Raw genomic sequence first — 23,377 nt, forward strand, 5'->3', positions numbered from 1 at the left:
TTCCCTGATAGCTCAGTTGGTAGAGCACTCGACTGTTAATCGAGTTGTCACAGGTTCGAGTCCTGTTCGGGGAGCCATACATATAACAAGAGCCGAGAGGCTCTTTTTTTGATGCTTTCTAAAGCGGACACAACTGGATTTAAACAATTACGGTCCAGCTTCGGTATGGGCGAACGACGAGAGATTACTCGGCCCACCGCCGTCTGCTTGACTTCTGCACGTTAGGGGCTGCGGGAAGATAGCTGGTGACTGGTTAAGGCGATCGGAAAGCCGGCTGGCCGGCAAATTGTGTGCCGATATATTTTCCTGGTTATACTTCAATCTCCTAGCCGGTCGATCAGCTTATGTAACCTACATGGTAGTGGTACGGACCGCGGAGCTGCAAGACATGAAGAATTCATTTCAAATGCAGGGCTCGTACATCGTGCCTCTAAAATTATGTCATGGGGTTCTTGCATACATGTCCATTCAGCGGCAGCCGTTTCTCTGTTTTACAGGGAAACGGTTTTTTACTTTTCATTGATAATAATAAATAAAAGTTCTTTTTAGCGGATTATAAAAATATAGTGAAATAAACCATTATGTAAGCGCTTAAAATAATCTCTTATCTGTAGCAGCCAGCTGTATCTAAAATAAGGAGGGCAAGCCATGGCAGAAGGAAGAAGAAAGAGGTTGAGCGTCACGGCGGTTTTATTAAGTGCAGCCTTGTTATTCGGGTGTTCCGGCCAAAGCGTAAAAACGACACCGGGACCGACCCAGACAGGAAATGATGCGGAACATTCCCCGGCCGCTAAAAAAACGATAACGATTACTTATAGAGACGATGGAATCGGCGAGCAGGGCGCTCTTTTTAAATGGATCAAGGAAGTGGCGGCCAGTTATCCGGATAAAAGTGTGGAAATCAAGCCGACTCCGATTCAGGCGTCTGAGGGGGATTATTTTGCCAAGATAGCTTTGGCACTGAAATCGAAGGATACGGCCCCGGACATTGTGACGGAGGACACGTTCATCTTGAACTCGGATGCGAGTGCGGGATACCTGGAACCGCTGGATGACAGGTTAAAAGGATGGGAAGATTGGACAAACGGCTCTTTTATCGAAGCTATGAAAAAAGGGGTTACCGCAAGCGACGGCAAGGTATACGGGGTCCCTTACAACACGGATTCGAGGGGACTGTGGTACAACAAGGAGATTTTCAAGAAAGCCGGGCTTCCCGAGAATTGGAAGCCTAAAAATTGGGATGAGGTTTTGAACGCGGCAAGAACAATTAAGGAGAAAGCTCCGGATGTGGTTCCGATCTGGATGAACATGGGCAAGGCTACGGGAGAAGCGACTTCGATGCAGACTTACGAAATGCTTCTCTATGGCACCGGGGAGAGGTTATACGACGAGGCGGGCGGAAAATGGATTGTGAAGAGCCAGGGGATTCTGGATGCGCTTGGTTTTATCGAAACGGTAACGAAGGAAAAGCTCGGACCGCCGCTGTCCAAAGTGCTGAACGGCCAAGCCGGAAACACGGCTACGCGTGAATATTTGCCGAAAGGCAAGCTGGCGATTTCCCTGGACGGGTCCTGGATAACCGGCAATTATTTGGAGGGCGGAGCTGCACCTTGGCCGGCTTATAAAGATGTGCTCGGGTTTGCGCCCATGCCGACCAGCAAAGGCCAGGCTCCCGGATCCATCACGTTAGCCGGAGGATGGGCCTTGTCGATTCCGAGTAATGCGCGGCATAAAGACGAGGCATGGAATTTTATCAAATATGCACTGAATAAAGAGAATACCCAGAAGCTCGTGATCGCTTCAGGTAATATAACGGTCCGGGCAGACGTGGCGAAAGATCCGGGGTACACGAAAATGCCGTTTAATGAGCTGGCAACCGAATATTTGAAGAACGCCGAGTTCAGGCCCGCGCAGGATAAATACCCGGAAGTGTCCACTCAGATTCAAACGATGGTCGAATCGGTGGCGACGGGGACAACGCCCGCGGCGGCTTTAAGTAAATATACGCAGGATGTAACCCGGATTGCAGGCGCGGAGCATGTCACGGCCAAGTAAACGTCAGTCAGGGTACCGCTCAAGCTCCGTTTAGAGACGGCAGGAAGGACGGAAAAGAAGAGGATGATCACCGTCATGCGGCATCGTACAATCGTACAGCACGCCGGTTGCCTCAACGAAGCTTGGGCGGGTTCTTGTTCGGTCCGAACCGCATGAAGATTTCGGCACTCGGGTTCGGCGTCTCATGACGGTGGTCACCAGTTAAAATGCGGGAGGAAGATGAGGATGGGCAGTTTGGCGGCCGAAGGCCTTTACAGGAAAAAACGAACCTCTTCGTGGTTTTATTTTTTACTTCCTTCGATAGCGATTATGCTGGTGTTTTTTATTTATCCGATTTTGCTGACTTTCTATTATTCCTTTACAAACCTGGCGTTGACGGGGGAAGCGGCGAAAGAACTCAAATTTATCGGATTCGATAACTATGTGCGTATGTTCCAGGACCCTACGGTCAGAATCAGCATTTGGAATACCCTCGTTTTTCTGATCGGATCGGCGGTTATCGGGCAGCAGGTGCTGGGTTTCCTGATTGCGCTCCTCATGAAACATAAAAATAAGCACTTCCGGCGGGTGATCGGAACTATCGTGCTGGCAGGCTGGGTGACCCCTGAAATTGTTTGCGCTCTATGTCTGTACAGCTTTTTCGGGGATGAGGGGACTTTGAATGCCATCTTGTCGTTTGCCGGCCTTCCGGTCGTAGCATGGCTGTATACCGTTCCGATGATCACGATTATTTTGGCTAACATCTGGCACGGGACGGCGTTTTCCATGCTCGTCTTTCAAGCGGCGCTGGACGATGTGCCTGCGGAGATCGAAGAGGCGGCTGTAGTTGACGGAGCATCCAGGTGGCAGATCCTGACGAGAATTATTTTGCCCCTTATAAAAGGAACTTTAACCACCAATATGATGCTCGTTACTTTGCAGACTTTAGGTGTATTCGGGCTCATCTATGCGATGACCGGAGGAGGACCGGGAACCTCGACGACGACACTGCCTATTTTTATGTATAACCAGGCATTTGTGAATTATCAGCTCGGCTACGGGACGGCCATATCGCTGCTCCTGCTGCTGCTCGGCATTATCCTCAGCTTGTTCTATATCCGCGCGATGAAAGAGTAAACTTACAAGGGAGAACACCGTATGAATACGAGCCAGCGTAAATGGATGTATCGCATTTTGCCGTATCCGATTCTTGTTTTCATCGGCATCTGTTTTATTCTGCCCCTTTTGTGGGTCCTGGTAGCATCTGTCGATTCCAATGCGATGCAGTCGCTTAAGGTTCCCGAACGGCTGACCGGGACGAATTATGCGGAGGTGATCGCCAACCCGGAAAATCAGCGGGCCTATATGATCGGTCTCATCATGTCTCTGGGTCAAGCCGTATTCGTCGTTATTCTGGCCCTGCTTGCGGCCTACCCGTTGTCCCGCTATCAATTAAAGTATAAAAAACCGTTTATGCTTACCGTCTTGTTCATGACTTCGCTTCCGATTACGGCGGTTATGGTTCCGGTATATCAATTGTTCTTGACCACCAAGCTGTATGATCATATTTTTGGCGTCATCTTATTTTTCGCGGCTTCGTCCATGCCGTATGGCATTTGGATGCTGAAGAACTTCATGGACTCGGTGCCAAGCGAGCTGGAAGAAGCGGCCTGGATTGACGGAGCGTCTGTGTTCACAGGCATCCGCAAGGTGGTGGCTCCGCTGATGGTTCCCGGTATTTGTACGGTAGCGATTTTTACGTTTTCGGGAAGCTGGGGGAACTTCTTCGTTCCGTATATTCTTCTGCAATCTCCCGATAACTTCCCGGTATCGTTGAAGTTGTATCAGTTTTTCGGGCAGTACGGGATGGCGGATTACGGCAAATTGGCGGCGTTTTCGGTCCTGTACGCCATTCCTTCCGTCATTCTGTATATCCTGTCCCAGAGATTTATGTCGAAGGGATTCGGTCTTCAGGGGGGGACGAAAGGATAGGGGGCAGCGGCAGACGCTCCAAGAGGAGGAGCCTGTCATAATGGATTGGTGGTTTAAACAGAAAACCGTCCTGGGGTGAATGGCCTCGGGGCGGTTTTTTTGTTATCCGGGAAAAGGGTGATTGAACAAAAAGACGAATCTCCGCATACAAAATGGCACCTTGATTGCCTCCGGCTGGAAACTTCGGTGCAGCAGGTGCAAAATGACACGAAGATACCAACAAGCGTCGGTGTGGAGATTCTTTTCTTTCCGGTACAATTTTATGTAAACGCTCTCTTCACGAGCAGCAATATCGAATCTGAGGAACAACGGGGGGCTGCAACTATGAATTTTGATCTGTCTGTGGTGCCATTCAGCCGCTTTGGTTCTTATTTCGCCCTATCGAAACTGCCGCAAAGCGATAAACGCAGCGAAGGGCTTTACGTACGAATGATCCGCGGGGGCGACGAGCAGGCCGGTGTCCTGTTCGGCATCACGCCCATTGATCCGCAGAGCCGGGAAGCGCTGACCGATTACAGGGTGGAAGCTTCCCCCGTCAAAGTTCGCCTGGAAAGCGGAACGGGCTGGATGGAATGGTGCATTCCGGAGCCGGACTGCATCCGTGTCAGAGGCGAAGGGATCGGTCTGAAGCTGACGGCGGAGCTAAGCGCGTACGATTACGCGCTTCCTTATCAGGAAAGAGGCTGGGAGCTTAACAGTTTCTCGCGGGAGGTCCGGATTCTGCTCTCGCCGCTGCTCGGTCATTTCGAACCCGATGTGGTCTGGGGCGGACTCCGTGCCAAACATATTTCGTTCGGGATCGTTCCCGGCGGGGAAAGCCAGTCGTTCGACTTGTCTCTCGAAGAATACCGGACAGTCCCCGGACAGCGCGGCAAATATTCTTACGAAGAGGCCGAGGCTATGGCGGGTCAAGAGTGGGAGCAGTGGCTCGCGCGCACGATACAAACGCCGGAGGACTGGGAAGAGGCGCGGACGCTTGCCGCCTATATTACGTGGTCCTGCGTGGTACGAGCGGACGGCTATTTATCCCGTCCCGCGATGTACATGTCCAAGAATTGGATGACGAATATTTGGAGCTGGGATCACTGCTTCAATGCGATGGCACTGGCCGGAACGAACCCGGACCTGGCCTGGGATCAGTTTGCGATATTTTTTGACAGGCAGGATGAAAGCGGAATGCTGCCTGACTTTTTAAACGATAAATATGCGCTCTGGAACTGCTGCAAACCGCCTATTCACGGCTGGACACTGAACTGGATGATGGAACATTCGTCGGCGGTTACGGATGAACGGCTTCGGGAAATTTACGAGCCGCTCGGCAAATGGACGACGTGGTGGTTCCGGTACCGCGATGACGATGGAGACGGAATTCCGCAGTACAACCACGGCAATGACAGCGGCTGGGACAACAGCACGGCGTTCCTGACGGATATCCCCGTGGAAAGCCCGGATCTTTCGGCGTTTCTCGTCATCCAGATGGAAGTGCTGGCAACCGCCGCGCGGAGACTCGGCTTGGACGAGGAGGCCGAACGCTGGTCGGCGAGGGCCCGGGAGCTGCTCCAGAAGCTGATCGCGCACTTCTGGGATGAGGCGGAAGGCCGCTTCACGGCCATGCGTTCCGGCTCCCACGAGCGTTCGGCCGGAGACAGCCTGCTGACGTTCGTCCCGATCGTGCTGGGAAGCCGGCTCCCCGGCCCTATCCGCGAGAAGGTGATCGCGGATTTGAAGCAGCCGGACCGCTTCCTGACCGGCAACGGGCTGGCGACGGAGAGCACGTCGAGCCCATACTATGCGGCGGACGGCTACTGGCGCGGCCCGATCTGGGCGCCTTCCACGATGCTGATCGTGGAAGGACTCCGCGGCGCGGGCGATGAGGCGTTTGCCTCGGAGCTGGCCCGCAAGTTCTGCCGCATGGCGGCGGGGTCCGGTATGGCGGAGAACTTCGACGCCGTAACCGGCGAGGGGCTGCGAGACCGGGCGTTCACGTGGACGTCGAGCGTTTTTCTTATGCTGGCCGGCAGCTGCAGGGAAGAAGAGACGGTTACGGGTGCGGCATCCGCTGACAGCCGGGAGTAGTAAGACGGCTGTATCGGGGCTTCAGTAATAATTAAAAGGGGAACGGAAAGTTATACAAGCACGAAAGTAATGCAAGTACGAAAGCAAGCCAAGCATGAGAGCAACCAAGTATGAAAACATACCAAGCATGAGAGCAACCAAGTATGAAAACATACCAAGCACGAGCACGAAGCCAACCAAGGGGGTAAAACAAATGACAACGAACAATTCTCCGCTGGATTTAACCGGCAAAACGGCTCTGGTCACGGGAGCCGCTTCGGGAATCGGTCTTGCGGCCGCTCAGACACTGGCAGCCAACGGGGCAAAGGTTATGCTGCTGGATATGAACGAAGCCGGCGGGCGCGAAGCCGAGCGTCTCCTTACGGAGCAGGGTCATTTCGCCCGATATGTCCCTTGCAACGTTACACGGGCGGAAGACTGCCAATCCGCGGTCGAAGCGGCGGTCCGGGAAACGGGACGGATCGATATCGTTTTCAACAACGCGGGGGTAATCCGGCGGAAATCGGTTGTGGAGCTAACGGAAGAGCAGTGGGATCTTGTGATCGACGTTTCCTTAAAAGGGACTTTCCTTTTGTCCAAATATGCGATCCCCGTCATGGAAAAAAACGGCGGCGGAAGCATCATCAACACGGGCTCGGGCTGGGGGCTTAAAGGCGGCGACCAGGCGGCTGCTTACTGCGCGGCCAAAGCGGGCGTAGTGAACCTGACCCGCGGAATGGCGATTGACCACGGTCCTGCGGGAATCCGCGTAAACTGCGTCTGTCCGGGGGATACGGATACGCCGCTTCTGCGCGACGAAGCCAAGCAATTGAGCCGCGACGAGGCAAGCTTCCTCGTAGCTTCCGCCGAGCGTCCGCTGAACAGGCTGGGAACGCCTCAGGACATCGCTAACGCGGTGCTTTTCCTGGCAAGCGGAATGTCCGCCTGGGTCACAGGCTCGGTTCTCGTCGTGGACGGCGGAGGCTTGGCGTAAGCTTTTGCGGCCCCGGAGCTTGCCGGTTGAGTTTGGGAACTTGGACGCGAGCAAGCGCCTGTTCAGCAAAGAACCGGCGAGTTTTGCAGCATGGGCAGAGCCGGGCAGCGATAAGCAGGCAGATTTCCAGCGCACGCGAATCGTAATCGCGCGTTGAGACACTGCACGGCGGTCGGTGGGGCCGCCTGAGCATCGACGGATCAATAAAACTCTGTGTCACGGCACAGAAAAATTGCGATTAGACATCACATGGGCGATTTTAACGGCAAGGTACTCCTCATTTTTCATCTTTTATCAGGATTTTAACATTCGACCATTAAGCAGATACAGGGAGGTTTTCCGATGGCAACCAGGCAGTCTTCATCCCATCCATATATACCGAACACGGTATCCGACGTACAAAAGGACATGCTCCAAGTGATCGGGGCGGCTAATATCGAAGAGCTGTACCGCATGGTACCGGAATCTTTGCGTTACCGCAGCGAGCTTCAAATCGGTCCGGCCTTGAACGAGTATGAGCTTCAGCGTCACATCGAAACGCTGCTGAACCGCAATCTTCATGCCCGGGAGCGGCTTAACTTCCTCGGGGCGGGCTGCTGGCAGCATTACGTGCCCGCGGTATGCGACGAAATCAGCCAGCGCTCGGAGTTCGTTACCGCGTATGCGGGAGAGCCTTACGAGGACCATGGGCGTTTTCAGGCGCTGTTCGAGTACCAGAGTCTTCTGGCCGAGCTGGTCGACATGGACGTCGTCAACGTGCCGACGTTCGATTGGGCCCAGGCCGCTTCCACCGCTCTGCGTATGGCGGCACGGATGAACGGACGCAGCGAGGTGCTGCTGCCGGCGACGACTCATCCGGACCGGCTGCTTATCATCCGCAACTACCTGTCGCCGCAAATCCGCTGCACCCTCGTCGGCTGCGATCCCGCGACGGGACTGCTGGATCTGGACGATCTGCAGGGCAAGCTGAGCGCGGAGACCGCGGCCGTCTATATCGAGAACCCTTCCTATCTCGGTCACATCGAGATTCAAGGGGAAGCGATCGGCAAGCTTGCGAAGGAGGCTGGCGCGGTGTTTGTCGTCGGCGTGGACCCGATCTCGCTGGGCGTCCTTAAGCCGCCTTCCCGCTATGGAGCGGACCTTGTCTGCGGCGATCTCCAGCCCCTTGGCATCCGCATGAACTACGGCGGAGGTCAGGCCGGTTTCATCGCTTCGCGCGACGAAGAAGCTTACGTGATGGAATACCCGTCCCGGCTGTTCGGAATCGCGCCGACTTCGGTGGAAGGCGAGTACGGCTTCGGTGACGTGGCGTATGAGCGGACTTCTTTTGCGAAGCGGGAAAAAGGGAAAGAATCCGTCGGCACGCAGACCGCACTGTGGGGAATCACGGCAGGCGTCTATCTGACACTGATGGGACCGCAGGGAATGCTTGAAGTCGGCCAGACCATCGTTCAGCAGGCGGAGTACGCCAAGAAGCGGCTGTCCGAAATCGAGGGAGTCAGCATAAAATTCAGCGCGTCCACATTCAAGGAATTTGTCGTTGATTTCAATTCGACCGGCAAAAGCGTGGCGGAGATCAACAAGCTTCTGCTGGAGCAGGATATTTTCGGAGGCAAGGACTTGTCCGCAGAATTTGCGGAATGGGGACAATGTGCGCTCTACTGTGTAACGGAAATCCACACCAAGCAGGATATCGATACCCTTGCGGAGGCGTTGAAAAAAGTACTGGGCCGTGTCTGACGATCCCCTTATGCGATCCCTTTGTCAGGGAGCGGAGAAGATGCCGGAGGAATGAGACGAGACGCGTGCACGTCAAACGATCCGAGAAATAACGGGTATAGAGACGGATATAGGATCGGATATAAACCCGGTTATAAGATTAGTTATAAGACCAGATATAAAGGCAGATATAAAACCAATATAAAACCAATATAAAACCAACCAGTAGTACCGGTCGATAGAACAAATTAACGAAACCGGTTAATGGAACTGGACAATGGAACTGGTCAATGGAACCGACGAAATTATTCGATAGAGTCAATTATCGAAGCCAAGCGCCAGAATCAAGAAATAGAACTAAGCGCCAGGACTAAGCAATAAAACCAAGCAATAAAACCAAGCAATAAAACCAAGCAATAAAACCAACCCAAAGAACCAACCACCGATGAGAGGGGATATCGGCTCCATGATCAAACGAATCGAACGAAACAGCAAGGTCCGCAAGTTCCACCAGGCGAAATGGGATGAGCCTGTCATATTCGAACTGCACCGTCCGGGCGAGCGGGGGATTCTGGTACCGGCGGCGGAGCCGGAGGTGGAAGCCGAGGTGGGCGACGGCCTGTCCTCCCTGCCGGCATCCATGCGCAGAGAAACGGCACCGGCCCTTCCCGAGATCGGCCAGGCCAAAGTGCTGCGGCACTATCTGCGCCTGTCGCAGGAAACGCTGGGTTCCGATTTCAACGTGGAAATCGGTCAAGGAACCTGCACGATGAAGTACATTCCGCGGATCAACGAGATGCTTATCCGCAGCCCCAAAATGATGGACCTCCATCCGCTGCAAGATCCGGACACCGTGCAGGGCATGCTGGAAATTTATCACGGCCTCGATTTGGCGATGAGGGAAATATCCGGCTTGGACCGGTTCTCTTTCCAGCCGAGCAGCGGTACGCAGGCGCTTTTCGCCATGGCGTCCATTGTACGGGCTTATCACGATGCGAACGGGGAAGGAGAGAAGCGCGACGAGATTATCACGACGATCTTCTCTCACCCTTCCCAGGCCGCAACCGCCGCGGTAAAAGGGTACAAAATCATCACCTTGTACCCGGACAAGGACGGCTTCCCGGATCTGGAAGCGCTGAAAAACGCGGTGTCCGAGAGGACGGCAGGTTTTGTCGTGGCGAACCCGGAGGATACCGGAATCTTCAACCCCCGGATCCGCGAATTTACGGACGTTGTGCACGAGGCGGGCGGAATCTGCTTCTACGACCAGGCCAACGCGAACGGGCTTCTCGGCATTGCGCGGGCGAAAGAAGCGGGCTTCGATATGTGCTTCTTCAACCTGCACAAGACGTTCGCGGCGCCTCACATGTGCGGGGGACCCGCAACCGGAGCGCTGGGCGTAACGGCGCAGCTGGCGCCGTTCCTGCCGGGTCCAGTCGTGGAATACGACGGCAGCCGTTACAGCCTGAGCGGGGAAACCCAGGAAAGCATCGGCAAAGTGCGGATGTTCCATGGCGTGGCCCAAACGGTGCTCCGCTCGTACGCCTGGATTCGCGCGCTGGGGCCCGAAGGACTGCTGGACGTGGCTAAGACAGCCGTGCTCAACAACAACTATTTGTATGCGAACATTTTGAAAATCAGAGGCGCCAGCGCCCCGTATGTGGAAGGCGGACGCCTGGAGCAGGTACGCTACAGCTGGGAACAGCTGACGAAGGAGACGGGCGTGACGACCGAGGATGTCCAGCGCAGAATGTGCGATTTCGGGCTGCATTACTGGACCAGTCATCATCCGTACATCGTTCCGCAGCCGTTCACATTGGAGCCGACGGAGTCGTATTCCAAAGAAGACCTTGACGAGTACCTGGATGCGCTGCGTCATATTTCGCAGGAAGCGTACGAAAATCCGGAAATCGTGAAAACCGCCCCTCACAACAGTACCGTTCACCGGATCGACGAATCCAGCTTCGACGATCCTAAAGAGTGGTGCATCACATGGCGGGCCTATCTCAAAAAAACCGAGCCGGCCGGGGCCGCCCGCTAAGGAGTCCCGCGCACGGAAGCGGGGCACCGTACTGACTGCGTTCAGGCTGCGGACTCCGCTGGGTTATATTTCAAATTCCATAGAGCGCGGGGAGGCATGTGCATACAGCCTTCCCGTGCTATAATCATTTTACGGAAGCGCTTACTTTACTGCATGCGGGGGAGATTACGTTGTTTAGACACCTGGGCCTACTGCCGATTCGTTTACGCCGGAGCCTGCAGGGGAAGCTGGTGCTGCTGATTTTGCTGGTCGCCATCATCCCTCTATTGTCACTGGGTTATGTGCTGTATACCAAGTCTTCGCAAACGATAAACGAGCAGTTCGGGCGCTACGGGGAAAACACGGTATCCCAGCTGCAGGTGCAGATCGATTCGACACTGGCTCAAATGAAATATACGGTCGGAGATATTTTGTCTTACCTGCTGGATCCTAACTTTACGGTTCTGCATGAAGAGATTCCGACGACCTACTTGGGCTTTAAAGAGGAGCAGCAGCTCGAACAGTATATAAAAGCCCATAAAACGCTGGATACGAAAGGCATTTTTATTCTGACGAAGTCCGGCTATTATTACGGCGAGCGTATCGCCAATACCGATCTCGTGGAGGAAAGCCCCTGGTTCGGCGAGGAACGCACGGGGTATCGGTTCAGCATTTACGAGCCCAAGCAGTACAGCGGCACCTCCAACGTTCCGGGCGAAAAAGTGATCGGCCTGCTTTTTCAGATTCATAACCAGGTGGGGGCACTGGAGGATGCAAGGGTACTTATAGAAGTAAAAGCCGACAAGCTGCTGGATACGTTCCATGAGTACGAACGGGATACGGGAGCTTTCCTGACCATATCGGATGAAGGACGCATTCTGTATCAGACGGCGAAGCCCTATACAAAACGTGACGACGATGTCGTCTGGACGAAACAGTCGGAGGAGACCGATTGGAAGATTGAAGTGCGGACGCCGTACCAGCACTTTTACCAGTCGTCTCTGCTGATCCGGACGTTTACGTTTACGGCCGTCAGCTTGTCCATCTTGCTGGCTTTCGTTCTGGCGTACTTCAGTTCGCTGCGTTTCCTCAGCCGGATTAAAAAAATGAAAGATTCCATCCGCGATGTTTCGCTCGGCCGTCTGGAAACCCGGATCGTCGTTGATTCGGAAGACGAAATCGGTCGTCTGGGCCGGAGTTTCAATCACATGGTTGTCCAGCTGCAGGATTTGTTCGGGGAGGTCAAACGCGTGGAGCGGCAGAAAAAAGAAGCGGAGCTCCGGGCGCTTCATCACCAGATCAATCCCCACCTGCTGATCAATACGCTCGCTTCCATCCAGTGGAAAGCGCGGATAGCGGGCAACTCCGAGGTGCAGCAGATGATTCTGCACTTGACCAAGGTGCTCGACGGCAACCTGAACTACACGCGCGAGCTGGTCAGCTTGAAGGAGGAGCTGGATGTAATTCATCATTACATGAATCTCCAGGAATACCGGTTCGGCCATGTATTTACCTACCGTATCGATACGGGAGAGCTTGAGCTGGATCAGGTCCGTATCCCGCGGATGACGCTGCAGCCTTTGGTGGAAAATATTTTTTTCCATGCATTCGAGGACGGGGCGGGCATGATTGAAATCAAAGTGCGTGAGCAGGGAAATGCGATCCGGCTGAGTGTGTGCGACGACGGCAAGGGAATGGAGCCGGAGGCGGCCCGGCAGCTTCTGGCCGGTCCCGGAGAGGCGGTCGGCAGCAAGAAACGCAGCATCGGCATCTATAACGTGGATCAGCGGATCAAGCTGCATTTCGGCGATAAATACGGGCTGGATGTAGAGTCGGAACCGGGAAAAGGAACATGCATCGGGATTATGCTTCCGAAGGAGGAGGAAACGGAATGAGCGATACGACTATACGCGTACTGATTGCCGACGATGAAGTGATTATCCGCAGGGGGCTGATCAGCACGGTGCCCTGGGAACGCTACGGGATGGAAGTTGTGGCGGATGCCCCGAACGGGACCCGGGCCTGGGAGGCATTCCTGGAGCATGAGCCGGAAGTGGTCATTACGGACATCGTGATGCCGGGAATGACGGGAATCGAGCTGATCCGCAAAATCAAGGAATACGAGCCCCGGACCAAAGCGCTCTTGCTCAGCTGTCACCGGGATTTCGAATATGCCCAGCAGGGGATCAAATACGGCGCGTCCGGCTATCTGCTCAAAACCGACTTCAGCGACGAGGAGCTGGGAGACTACCTGGAAGGCTTTCGCAGCGAGCTCCGCAGACCCGGCCGACAGGCGCCCGTACAGTCCGGGGGAGCCGAGGCGTCCTCCACGGACCAGTCCTCGGGCGTGGAAGGAGCGCTCCGCGAATGGCTGCACGGCATCCGGGACCGCTTTCCCGCCGAGCTGGAGAGGCTGCTCGAAGGCGAGTGGCGGTGGATGCGAGAGCCGACGGTGCCTTACCTGATCGGCTGCGGCGAAAGCACGGCGGGCCCGGCCGGTTCTGTCGATGCGTCCGGCGTCGTCGGCGGTTCCGGCGGTGCGGCATCCGGCTCCGCGGCGAGCGGGGTAGGCTTCGACAGCGGAAGCCGCAGCTTTGTGGCCGGGGCGCCCGGCGGAGCCCGGGCCGATGCCGGCACACAGGCGGACGGCGCGGCGCAGCGGACAGCCGCCGGCGCAAGCGGGGCGGTCGTGCCGGGCACGGGAGCCATCGCCGGCAGCGGCGAAGGCACGCGCGCGGGAGCTGGCGCTGCGCAGGCCTACGGCGCCAGCGCTTGCGGAGCCCCGGCATCGGCGGACGCGGAAGCGACCGGCGCCACGGCTGCACCGGGCCCGGCAACCTGCGCCGCGCGCCTGGCCGCCGGGCTGGCCTCCGCGGGCCTCTGCGCGGCAGCCGCCCTCAGCGGGCAGCATGTGCTGCTGCTCGTCCCCGAGGGCGAGCGGCAGGCGTGGAACGCCCGCCTGTGCGCGCGCAAAGCGGCGGACCCGCAGCTTCGCTGGACGGAGGGCGCGGCGTTTGCCGGCGCGTCCGGCTGGCTGGCGGAAGTGCGCCGCCTGCACGGCCGCATCGAGCTGGAGACGCGCCACCGCGTGCGCATCGGCGAATGGCCTGAGCCGATTGCGGCGGCGGTGCGCCTGATCGTCGAGCAGGCGGACTCGCAGCTCTCCGTTGCGGAAGCGGCCCATGAGGTCGGCCTGAGCCGGAGTCATTTCAGCACGCTGTTCAAGCGCGTGGTGGGCGAAAGCTTCGTGGCGTTTACCTGCCGTACGAAGCTCGGAATCGCCTCGGAGCTGCTCGCCACCTCAAAGCTGACGGTACAGGACATCGCGGACCGGGTCGGTATGCCGGATGCGAAATATTTCAGCAAATGGTTCAAGCGATGCACGGGACAGACCCCGAGTCATTACCGCACGGAGCGGCGGATGACGGACGCTCGCTAGCCGTTCTGCCCGTGCGGTTTCCCGGAAGGGAAACCTTCTTTTTTGCCCCGGTGACGGATCGCCGGATAAAAACACCCCCTCGCGCCGGACGTATTGGCACCTTCCCCGGAAGCTGCCCGAAGAGCGGGCAAAGCGGCACTTTTTTTCGGACATTCTTCCGTTTTGAAAACGCTTTATTTGCCGTAAACTGAAGTCAATTCAACGGATTCATCTCATCACACCTAAGATGTTTATGGGGGGAACTTTATGAAAAAGACGCTCGTTCTCGCGCTTACCGGATCCATGGTTACCGCTCTTGCCCTCTCGGGCTGCAGCTCCAAGCAGGGAGAAGCCCAAGGGGGAGGAGACTCCGGCGGCGGCGCCGGCAAAGTGACGCTGCGCTTCGCGACCTGGGATACCGGGGATTTGCTCAAAATCCAAGAAACGATCGCCAAAAACTTCGAAGCCAAGCATCCGAACGTCAAGGTGCAGGTCGAGGCTTACGGGGACGGATTCGATCAGAAGCTGGCCGCCTCCATCGGAGCCAACAATGCGCCGGATGTGATGTACATGTGGGATTTTCCGACGTATTACAAAAACCTCGAACCTCTGGATGAGCGGATGAAAAGCGATGCGACATTGAAGCAGGACGATTTTTACCCCGGACTGTTCAATTACGTCAAGATCGATGGAACCGCTTACGGAATACCGGCAGGTTTTACGACAAGGGTGATGTACTACAACAAAAAGCTGTTTGACGAAGCGGGCGTCCCTCAACCTAAAGAAGGCTGGACGTGGGACGAATTCAAAAGCGCCGCCCAGAAGCTGACGAATCCGGCCAAAAAGCAGTACGGTTTCGGAGTCCGCGCGGAGAATGATCCGTACGATCTTCAGGGAATTGTCTGGAGCAACGGCGGCAGTTTTATCTCGGATGACGGCAAAACGATCGAAGGCTTCATGAACGGAAAGCCGGCGGTCGAGGCGGTCGGCATGATCGGCGATCTCGTCAAAGCGAAGACGGCCGTGATTGTGGGCGGCAAGAACCAGCAGTCGGGTGACGACATTTTCAAAGCGGGCAAAATCGCTATGTGGGAAAGCGGTATCTGGCCGCTGGACGGATTCAAGGAAGCGAAGGTCGACTTCGGCACGGTATCCATGCCTGTCTTCCCGGGCAAGCCGGTTAAAGGCGTAATCGCCGAATCCGCGGTCTCGATGTCCAAAAACTCCAAGCACAAGGAAGAGGCGTGGGAGTTTATCAAATATTACGCTTCCGAGGAAGCGATCAAGCTGCGGACGAGCGACCTGCCGGTGCGCAAAAGCGTGGTAGAAGGCAACAAGCTTGACCAGGATCCGATGTACAAGTCGTTCTATACGATGCTCGAAGCAAGCGACAACACCCCGGCTTTCCTGCTCAGCCCGAAATGGAACGAAGTCAACCGCAACTTAACGTCGGCCATCAACGCCATTATGCTGGGACAAAACGCCCAGGAATCGATGGATACGGCCGTACGCGATTCGCAAAAGTTTTTCAAATAACCCGTTAGGGAAACGGAAGTGAGCCCATGCAACCGAACACCTTGCAGATTCAAAAAGGCGTGCGGCGCAGCATCTGGAGAAGAGGCAGGCTGACCCCCTACCTCTTCATTCTTCCCTGGATGATCGGGTTCGTGGCTTTTACGCTCGGACCCCTCCTGTTTTCGCTCGTCATTTCCTTTTTCGATTGGCCCATTGTCGGCGAACGAACCTTTGTCGGCTTCCAAAACTATGTGAATATGTTCACAAATGATCCTTTGTTCTGGCATTCCCTGGGCGTAACGATCCGGTTTGCCGCCATCTTCGTACCGCTCAATCTCGCTATCGCTCTTCTGCTGGCTGTTCTGCTCAATCAGAACGTCCGGGGAAGCGGCATTTTCCGCACTGTGTTCTACCTGCCTTCCGTCATTTCGGGCGTTGCCCTGGCGATGATCTGGGCCTGGGTGTACAGCGGGGAGTACGGGATTCTCAATTACTTCCTGTCCCTCGTCGGAATTACCGGACCGGATTGGCTGCGTGAGCCGAACTGGTCGATGATCGCGATGGTTGCCGCAAGCTTGTGGGCACAGGGCTCCATGATGCTGATCTTCCTGGCGGGATTGAAAAATATCCCGGGCGATCTGTACGAAGCCGCCGAACTGGACGGCGCGGGCGCGTTAAAGCGGTTCATCCGCATTACGCTTCCCATGCTGGGACCGACTCTGCTTTTCAACCTGATCACATCGATCATCGCCGCCTTCCAGCAGCTTACGCTAGCTTTGACGCTCACGGGCGGAGGGCCGCTGAATTCGACTTATTTTTATGCGATGTATGTGTACGAGAACGCTTTTAAATATTTCAAAATGGGTTATTCCGCAGCCAACGCCTGGGTCATGTTCGTGATCGTGCTGGCGCTGACGATGATGGTCTTCCGCTCTACCTCCATGTTCGTCTATTACGAGGGTGAACTGAAGAAGAACAAAGCCCGGAAAACGAAGCGCAAAGCGCTGTAAAGACGATTGCGAGGTGAAGACATGAAGAAAGTACTCACATATGCCCTGCTGCTGTTTTTCTCGCTGCTGTTCCTGATGCCGTTCTTCTGGCTCGTTACGACGGCTCTGAAAAGCCCGGAAGAGGTCTACATGTATCCGCCCAAATGGATTCCTTCCGAGCTTCACTGGGAAAACTTCGCGAAGGCGTGGACCATCCAGCCTTTTAATGTGTTTTTGAAAAATTCACTGACCGTCACCGTGCTGTGCAACATTGGCCAGTTAATCTCTTCCTCGCTGGTTGCTTACGGATTCGCGCGGTTCCGTTTCAAGGGCCGGGACGCACTGTTTATGGTCGTGCTTGCCACGATGATGATCCCGTGGGACGTTACGATGATCCCGCTGTACATGGAGTTTAATTTCCTGGGCTGGATCAATACGCTGAAGCCTTTGATCGTCCCGTCCTGGTTCGGCTCGGCATTTTACATTTTCCTGCTGAGGCAGTTTATTATGACCATTCCGACGGAGCTTGAAGAAGCGGCGAAAATCGACGGGGCGGGGGATCTGAAAATTTTTACGAAAATTATCATTCCCCTGATGTTTCCGGCGCTCGTGCTTGTCAGTGTTTTCAATATGCTGGACACGTGGAACGATTATCTCGGACCGCTCATTTTCCTGAACGATGCGAGCATGTATACGTTGACGCTCGGTCTGGCGCAGTTTAAAGGAATGTTCGGCGTCGACATGACCTCGGTAATGGCCGTAACGACGATCATCTGTCTGCCTCCGCTTGCGGTGTTCTTCCTTGCCCAGCGGTATATCGTGGAAGGCATTTCGATGACGGGCATCAAGTAAGGCCGATGTTCCTTTAAAGCCGGGATGAACGATAACAATGACAGAGCTATCATAGTCAAAACGGCAAGCAGGGAAGTTAACCCGCAAGTTTCGGACAGCAAGGAGATTGGACAGATGTGTTTAGTTTTCGCAGCAGCAATACAAGCATGACAACCGGAGTCCGGCGGTTTCTGGCGACGGAAGCGCTGTACGGGATCGGAATCGGGCTGTATTCGCTTGCCCTGAATCTTCACCTGCTGGCGCTGGGCGCAAGCGGGGGCCAGATCGCAAGCATTTCCGCCGTGGGCATTCTGATCATGGGGATCGGTGCTCTGCCCGCCGGAATGCTTGCGGGAAAAATCGGCCGCAAGCCCATGCTGTTGGCGGGCTCGATGCTCGTGGCCGCGGGAGCGGCCCTGTTCGCCACCGGACGAAGCCTGCCGGTCTGGTATACGGCCCAGGCGGTTGCGTCAGCCGGTTTTATGTGTATCGAGACGACGGAAATCCAGCTCCTGTTCCGGTACTGCCGCTCCCGCCGCGAGGAGAGCCGGGCTTTTCACGGGATGTTCGCGGTGTTTACCGCGTTCACGGGTCTCGGCAATCTGCTCGGGGGGATTCTCTCCCGGGCGGACGCTTCGGCGGCGGGCCACGCACCGTCGCTTTATGCTTCCGCCATATGCATCGCGGTGCTGTCTCTGCTCCGTCTGCGGCTGCTGCCGTCGGAGCGGGCGGCGGGTGGCAGCGGCGGTGGCGGAGAGACTACGCCGGCGACAGGCGGCATCGGAGACGATGACCTTCCGGCAGCGGCGGAGCCGACCGGGAGCGGAGCACGCCCCGGGACCGCAGCCGACAGCAGGGGCCGTGACACCACGCATAGCAGTATCGCGGATGGTGAACTTCCGGCACTGGCGGCAGCGGCGAAGACAGCCGGAAGCGAAACATACGCCCCGGCCGACAGGGGCACCGCAAGCGGGAGCGCGACCGCGGCAAAGGATAACAACCGTAACCGTGTCCTCGCAGATGCAGCAGCCGGCTCCCCGCCGGACTCCGCAACGGGAAACAGCGGCGAGGGAGAGAGACACGCGCTCCGCAAAAACCTGGCGAATTCGCCTGTAACCGGAGACAGTGACGCCGAGGAGCGGCATACGTCTCACAAAAGTTCGGCGAATCCACCCGTGTCACGCGGAAAGCGGCCCGCGGAATCTCTGCCGCGTATGCCTCAGGCAATCCGCAGGCTGCTCCGCAACCGCTCGCTCTGGCTGCTGGCCGCCAACGCCTGCCTGATCGGATTCGTTTTCTCGTTCATCGGCCCGTTCATGAATGTGTATTTGAAGTTCCGGGCGGCGTGGGAAGACGATCTGATTTCTTACGTGTACACGGTCAACGGGCTTGTCCTGTTTGCCGCTTCGCTGGCCGCTCCCAAAATCATGGAGCGCTGGGGCGCTAAAGCCGCCTTTACAGGCGCGTTCCTCGGCAACGCGGGGCTGGCTTTTCTGCTCCTGATCGCGCAGCCGGCGCCGGTCTTTGCGGCCCTGCTCGTTCTACGCAGCGGCAGCTTCTCGCTGCTCGGCAATCTGGTCGACAGCGAAACCATGTCCTCGCTGCGCGAAGAGGACCGCAATTTGTATGCGGGAATGCGGGCCGTTTTCCGCTGTGTCGGATCGTCTCTATCGACGATGACGGCGGGTTTTTTTATGAATGCAGGCGATTACCACACTCCGTTTCTCATTGCGGGCGTGCTGCTGATCGTGAATTATATCTATTTCCGCAGCCGCGTGCTGCCTTTGATCAAACGCGACGAAAATCTAAGGGGTGAGCCCCAAGCAGGAGGAGCATAGACATGAAGGAACTACATTTGCAGCGGCGGGATTGGGAAAATCTCGACGTGCTTGAGCGGGACCGCCTGCCGGCCCGGGCCAGTTTTATTCCCTACGGAGAAGAAAAAAAGGCTCTTACTTACGCCGAGGAACGTTCGGACCGGACGCTGCTTCTAAACGGCACATGGGCTTTCCGTTACACGAATTCGCCCGAGGAAGCGCCTGCGGGTTTTTATGAGCCGGAGTTCGACGCGGCCGCCTGGGACCGCCTTCCCGTGCCGAGCTGCTGGCAGCTGCACGGATACGGAGCTCCCCACTACACGGATTTATACTATCCGTTCCCGGTCGATCCTCCGCGTGTGCCCGCGGCTAACCCTACGGGCAGCTACCGGAGAGAGTTTACCCTGCCCGCCTGTTGGACGGACAAGGACGTGGTCATCCGGTTTCACGGAGTAGACAGCGCCTGCAACGTCTGGCTGAACGGGGAGTATGTCGGGTACAGCGAAGGAAGCAGGCTGACGGCGGAATTTGATTTGTCGCCTTTTATCCGCAGCGGCCGGAATGTTCTTGCCGTGCAAGTGTATCAGTGGTCGGCAGGAAGTTACCTGGAGGACCAGGATATGTGGTGGCTCAGCGGCATATTCCGCGATGTCGTTCTTGTGGCCCGGCCGAAGCTGCATCTGCAAAATGTCCGGGTACACGCCGGGCTGGATGAAGCATGCAGAGACGGACTTCTCAGCGTGAAGGTGGCGGTAGCGAATGCGGCAGATACGGCTTCCCGTTCGTTCACTCTGGTCTGGAGGCTCCAGGACCGTGAAGGGAACCTTATCGTCTCGGGGAAAGAAAGCGGGACCGCGAACAACGGGGAAAGTGACGGAACCGCGGAAACCGGGAAAATTGCAATTGAAGCGGAAATCAAGAAACCCCGCCATTGGTCCGCGGAAACGCCTTATTTATACGACCTGATCGTCACTCTGCTGGACGAAGAAGGAAAAGTGCTCGAAACGACAGCGCTGAAAACCGGTTTCCGCCGCATCGAGGTCAAAGGCGGTCTTATGCTCGTAAACGGGAAAGCGATTCGTCTGCGCGGTGTGAACCGTCACGATCATCATCCCGATACGGGCAGAACCGTTACACCGGAGACTATGGAGCAGGATATCCGCATGATGAAGCAGCACAACATCAATGCGGTGCGGACGGCTCACTATCCGAACGATCCGCGCTTTTACGACCTGTGCGACCGGTACGGCCTGTACGTCATGGACGAAACCGATTTGGAGACGCACGGCTTCGAGCTGATCGGGGACGCTAACCGGCTCAGCGGCGATCCCGCCTGGGAACATGCCTATGTGGACCGGATGCGGAGAATGGTCCTGCGGGACGAAAATCACCCTTCGATTATCATGTGGTCACTCGGAAATGAATCCGGTTTCGGCTGCAATCACGAGGCGATGTACAAATGGTGCCGCTCTTACGATTCCACGAGGCTCGTTCACTACGAAGGAGACCGCGAAGGAAAAGCCTGCGATGTGTTCAGCACGATGTACTCGTCTCCCGAGAAAATGCGCGGGTTCGGGGAAATGAAGGAACTGGACAAACCGCATATCTTGTGTGAGTATGCCCATGCGATGGGGAACGGTCCCGGCGGGCTCGAGCACTATGAGGAACTGTTCAGAACGTACCCGAGGCTTCAGGGCGGGTTCGTTTGGGAGTGGATCGATCACGGGCTGCGGCGGAAAAAAGCGGACGGCCGCGAATATTTCGCTTACGGCGGAGATTACGGCGATCAGCCGAACAACGGTAACTTTTGTATCGACGGACTTGTCACACCTGACCGCACGCCGTCTCCGGGTCTTTTGGAGTACAAGAAAACGATTGAACCGATATCTATTGAGATCTCCGGATGGGAGCCGGGCGAAAACCAAGGGACCGTTGATCTGATTATCCGGAACCATTACGATTTTATCTCCCTTCAAAATTTCCGCTGCACATGGAAGCTGGAGGCGGACGGCCGCCTCGTCGGCGGCGGACCGGCCGAGCTGCCGAATCTGGCAGCGGGAGAAGAGGGAACTCTCCGTCTTCCCCTGACAGTGACAGTGCCGGCGGCAGGCGAAGGAAGCCCGGCCGAGTACTGGCTGACCGTGCGCATTGTGCTGGCCTCTCCGGCAGTCTGGGCGGAGGAAGGCCACGAGATTGCGTGGGCGCAGTTCCCGCTCCATGCCGTCTCCGAGGAGAAAGCAGGGGACCGGAGAGCATCCGGGGAACCGGAGCGTGATACGACCGGGACGGTGCTCAACGCCGCCGCCGTTTCTTCCGCGGGAGCCTCTGCGAATCATGCAGCCGCTAAAGGCGGACCTGCAAGGACATCCGCGGATGCCGAGGAGACCGCAGGCGAAGCGGCTTTAAGCGAGGCTGTGGCGTCCGGCATGGCGGCAGCCGCTTCGCAGGAGACGCCTGCGCAGCATGACGCTGCCCGGGCCACAGCCGCTGACGAGATCCGGGTCGAAGAAGCGGACCGCGAGCTCACCTTGACGGGAGCGGACTTCACGCTCGTCTTCGACCGCGCCCGGGGACGCATCGCCTCCTGGCGGCATGCGGGCAACCCGGTGATCGCCGAAGGCGGCGGACCGCGGCTCGCCTTGTGGCGCGCCCCGATCGACAACGACATGTACGTTGTCGCCGATTGGCGAAAGGCGTGCGTGCACATGGCGGCCGACGATGTACGCGGAAGCGGCTGGGAGCGCCTCGCGGACGGCTCCGTCCGCGTGACCGTCTCCATCCGCACGGCACCGCCCGTGTACGCCTGGGGCTTCGCCTGCACGTGGGTCTACACCGTTCGTCCCGACGGAACGGTGGACCTGTCCGTGCAGGGCGATCCGGACGGCACGCCGCCGGAGATGCTTCCCCGCATCGGCCTGCGGATGGAGCTGCCCGGCAGCACCGACCGCGTGACCTGGTACGGGCTCGGTCCGGGAGAATCTTACCCGGACAGCAGACAGGCGGCGCAGATGGGCCTGTACGACGCGGCGGTCGACGACCTGCGCTTCCCGTACGTCAAGCCGCAGGAAAGCGGCAACCGTTCCGACGTGCGCTGGGCATACCTGCGCGGCGTGCAGGGCTCCGGTCTTATGGCATCCGGCCAGCCGGTCTTTGACTTCGGAGCCAGCCGCTACACGCCGGAGGACCTGGAGGCGGCCTCGCACGAATGCGACCTGATTCCGCGGGATTTTGTGACGCTTCACCTGGATTACAAGCAGAACGGGCTGGGCAGCAACAGCTGCGGACCGAAGCAGCTTCCGCCGCATGTGCTGGAGCCGCTGGCTTTTCAGTTTGCGGTAAGGCTTAAGCCGCTATCCGGCGATGCGCACCCTGAACAGACCGCGGCAGCTCTTCGTTCCGGCGGCATAAACTGAGCAAGAACCCCTTCATACCAAACACGTCCTATGCTCCTGTGAGCAAGGGCGTGTTTTTTACGTTCTTAACCATTAATGAGCCTGCGTTTACTCTGAATGAGCGGGATTCGACAAGCTGCCGCGCAGTGCCCCAGCACGTGCTTGTAAATTGCGTAACGTCGGAAGATTAGAGTCATGCACCCGGCGTGAATTTAAGGCAGTTCGCGGTTCCCGGCATTACATGACGCAGCTTAACCACAACCACTATGAGAGTCATGCCCGCGCAAGCGAATTTATGTTCCTGTATCATGCTTATGGTCTTAAATCTAGCGATCCGGATACGGCCTGCGGCTTTTTAAACGTGCTCCCCGAAACCCTTGATTTTGTCGGGAAAAACGCGGTTTTAAACGGCAGAAAAAGCATGACCATATAGCGGAAATTTCTAGGATATTTTGGATATAAGAAAAAGCTTGTAATCTTTTAAATTTCTGATACAATAATCCTTGTCGCCAAAAAAGACAAACATCAAGGCCCGTTGGTCAAGGGGTTAAGACACCTCCCTTTCACGGAGGTAACAGGGGTTCGAATCCCCTACGGGTCA

Annotated in this window: 14 protein-coding genes and 2 tRNA genes; all 16 read left to right on the forward strand. The window is 56.6% G+C overall.

The annotated features are described in order from the left end of the window. The first annotated feature begins 1 nt into the window (after window position 1). Window positions 2-77: transfer RNA gene (locus tag C4S74_RS25825), tRNA-Asn, on the forward strand. A 571-nt stretch (window positions 78-648) separates the two neighbouring features. Continuing rightward, complete coding sequence (locus C4S74_RS25830) at window positions 649-2,055, forward strand: ABC transporter substrate-binding protein (protein WP_103998152.1); 1,407 nt, start codon at window positions 649-651, stop codon at window positions 2,053-2,055. A gap of 225 nt (window positions 2,056-2,280) precedes the next feature. Then, the gene (locus C4S74_RS25835) at window positions 2,281-3,171 is read left to right on the forward strand and encodes a carbohydrate ABC transporter permease (protein WP_103998153.1); all 891 of its coding nucleotides are present in this window, start codon (window positions 2,281-2,283) and stop codon (window positions 3,169-3,171) included. Between the two features lie 21 nt (window positions 3,172-3,192). Next, window positions 3,193-4,026: a carbohydrate ABC transporter permease gene (locus C4S74_RS25840; RefSeq protein WP_103998154.1), complete on the forward strand. Its 834-nt coding sequence runs from the start codon at window positions 3,193-3,195 to the stop codon at window positions 4,024-4,026. A 324-nt stretch (window positions 4,027-4,350) separates the two neighbouring features. Next, a complete protein-coding gene (locus tag C4S74_RS25845) occupies window positions 4,351-6,102 on the forward strand; it encodes an amylo-alpha-1,6-glucosidase (protein ID WP_103998164.1) in 1,752 nt (583 codons plus the stop codon). A 193-nt stretch (window positions 6,103-6,295) separates the two neighbouring features. Continuing rightward, entirely contained in the window at window positions 6,296-7,075 is a 780-nt protein-coding gene (locus tag C4S74_RS25850) for an SDR family NAD(P)-dependent oxidoreductase (RefSeq protein WP_103998155.1), read from the forward strand. 342 nt (window positions 7,076-7,417) lie between these two features. Further along, window positions 7,418-8,815: an aminomethyl-transferring glycine dehydrogenase subunit GcvPA gene (gcvPA, locus tag C4S74_RS25855; protein WP_103998156.1), complete on the forward strand. Its 1,398-nt coding sequence runs from the start codon at window positions 7,418-7,420 to the stop codon at window positions 8,813-8,815. Between the two features lie 445 nt (window positions 8,816-9,260). Further along, complete coding sequence (gene gcvPB, locus C4S74_RS25860) at window positions 9,261-10,835, forward strand: aminomethyl-transferring glycine dehydrogenase subunit GcvPB (RefSeq protein WP_103998157.1); 1,575 nt, start codon at window positions 9,261-9,263, stop codon at window positions 10,833-10,835. Between the two features lie 170 nt (window positions 10,836-11,005). After that, window positions 11,006-12,709 (forward strand): sensor histidine kinase, encoded by a 1,704-nt coding sequence (locus C4S74_RS25865; protein WP_258042617.1) that lies wholly within the window; start codon window positions 11,006-11,008, stop codon window positions 12,707-12,709. Then, on the forward strand, window positions 12,706-14,253 hold the full coding sequence (locus C4S74_RS27300) for a response regulator (RefSeq protein WP_374755415.1): 1,548 nt from the start codon (window positions 12,706-12,708) through the stop codon (window positions 14,251-14,253). The genes C4S74_RS25865 and C4S74_RS27300 overlap by 4 nt, the downstream gene beginning before the upstream one ends. Window positions 14,254-14,499: 246 nt before the next feature. Next, window positions 14,500-15,768, forward strand: coding sequence for a sugar ABC transporter substrate-binding protein (locus C4S74_RS25880; protein WP_103998159.1), 1,269 nt, complete (start codon window positions 14,500-14,502; stop codon window positions 15,766-15,768). Window positions 15,769-15,794: 26 nt separating this feature from the next. Further along, window positions 15,795-16,757 carry a carbohydrate ABC transporter permease gene (locus C4S74_RS25885; protein ID WP_103998160.1) on the forward strand — a complete coding sequence of 321 codons (963 nt, stop codon included), beginning with the start codon at window positions 15,795-15,797 and terminating at the stop codon, window positions 16,755-16,757. Between the two features lie 21 nt (window positions 16,758-16,778). Further along, a complete protein-coding gene (locus tag C4S74_RS25890) occupies window positions 16,779-17,588 on the forward strand; it encodes a carbohydrate ABC transporter permease (protein ID WP_009672023.1) in 810 nt (269 codons plus the stop codon). A gap of 116 nt (window positions 17,589-17,704) precedes the next feature. After that, window positions 17,705-19,405 (forward strand): MFS transporter, encoded by a 1,701-nt coding sequence (locus C4S74_RS25895; protein ID WP_103998161.1) that lies wholly within the window; start codon window positions 17,705-17,707, stop codon window positions 19,403-19,405. A 2-nt stretch (window positions 19,406-19,407) separates the two neighbouring features. Further along, the gene (locus tag C4S74_RS25900) at window positions 19,408-22,797 is read left to right on the forward strand and encodes a glycoside hydrolase family 2 TIM barrel-domain containing protein (protein ID WP_103998162.1); all 3,390 of its coding nucleotides are present in this window, start codon (window positions 19,408-19,410) and stop codon (window positions 22,795-22,797) included. Between the two features lie 508 nt (window positions 22,798-23,305). Continuing rightward, a tRNA-Glu gene (locus C4S74_RS25910) sits at window positions 23,306-23,377 on the forward strand.

It is taken from the genome of Paenibacillus sp. UNC499MF (assembly GCF_900107975.1).
Taxonomy (GTDB): Bacteria; Bacillota; Bacilli; order Paenibacillales; family NBRC-103111; genus Paenibacillus_F.

What these genes read in the sequence shown, in the direction of transcription:
- C4S74_RS25885 (WP_103998160.1), top strand. Translation starts at nt 15,795, where the DNA reads ATGCAACCGAACACCTTGCAGATTCAAAAAGGCGTGCGGCGCAGCATC.
- C4S74_RS25900 (WP_103998162.1), top strand. Translation starts at nt 19,408, where the DNA reads ATGAAGGAACTACATTTGCAGCGGCGGGATTGGGAAAATCTCGACGTG.
- C4S74_RS27300 (WP_374755415.1), top strand. Translation starts at nt 12,706, where the DNA reads ATGAGCGATACGACTATACGCGTACTGATTGCCGACGATGAAGTGATT.
- C4S74_RS25845 (WP_103998164.1), top strand. Translation starts at nt 4,351, where the DNA reads ATGAATTTTGATCTGTCTGTGGTGCCATTCAGCCGCTTTGGTTCTTAT.
- gcvPA (WP_103998156.1), top strand. Translation starts at nt 7,418, where the DNA reads ATGGCAACCAGGCAGTCTTCATCCCATCCATATATACCGAACACGGTA.
- C4S74_RS25840 (WP_103998154.1), top strand. Translation starts at nt 3,193, where the DNA reads ATGAATACGAGCCAGCGTAAATGGATGTATCGCATTTTGCCGTATCCG.
- C4S74_RS25890 (WP_009672023.1), top strand. Translation starts at nt 16,779, where the DNA reads ATGAAGAAAGTACTCACATATGCCCTGCTGCTGTTTTTCTCGCTGCTG.
- C4S74_RS25835 (WP_103998153.1), top strand. Translation starts at nt 2,281, where the DNA reads ATGGGCAGTTTGGCGGCCGAAGGCCTTTACAGGAAAAAACGAACCTCT.
- gcvPB (WP_103998157.1), top strand. Translation starts at nt 9,261, where the DNA reads ATGATCAAACGAATCGAACGAAACAGCAAGGTCCGCAAGTTCCACCAG.
- C4S74_RS25880 (WP_103998159.1), top strand. Translation starts at nt 14,500, where the DNA reads ATGAAAAAGACGCTCGTTCTCGCGCTTACCGGATCCATGGTTACCGCT.
- C4S74_RS25850 (WP_103998155.1), top strand. Translation starts at nt 6,296, where the DNA reads ATGACAACGAACAATTCTCCGCTGGATTTAACCGGCAAAACGGCTCTG.
- C4S74_RS25830 (WP_103998152.1), top strand. Translation starts at nt 649, where the DNA reads ATGGCAGAAGGAAGAAGAAAGAGGTTGAGCGTCACGGCGGTTTTATTA.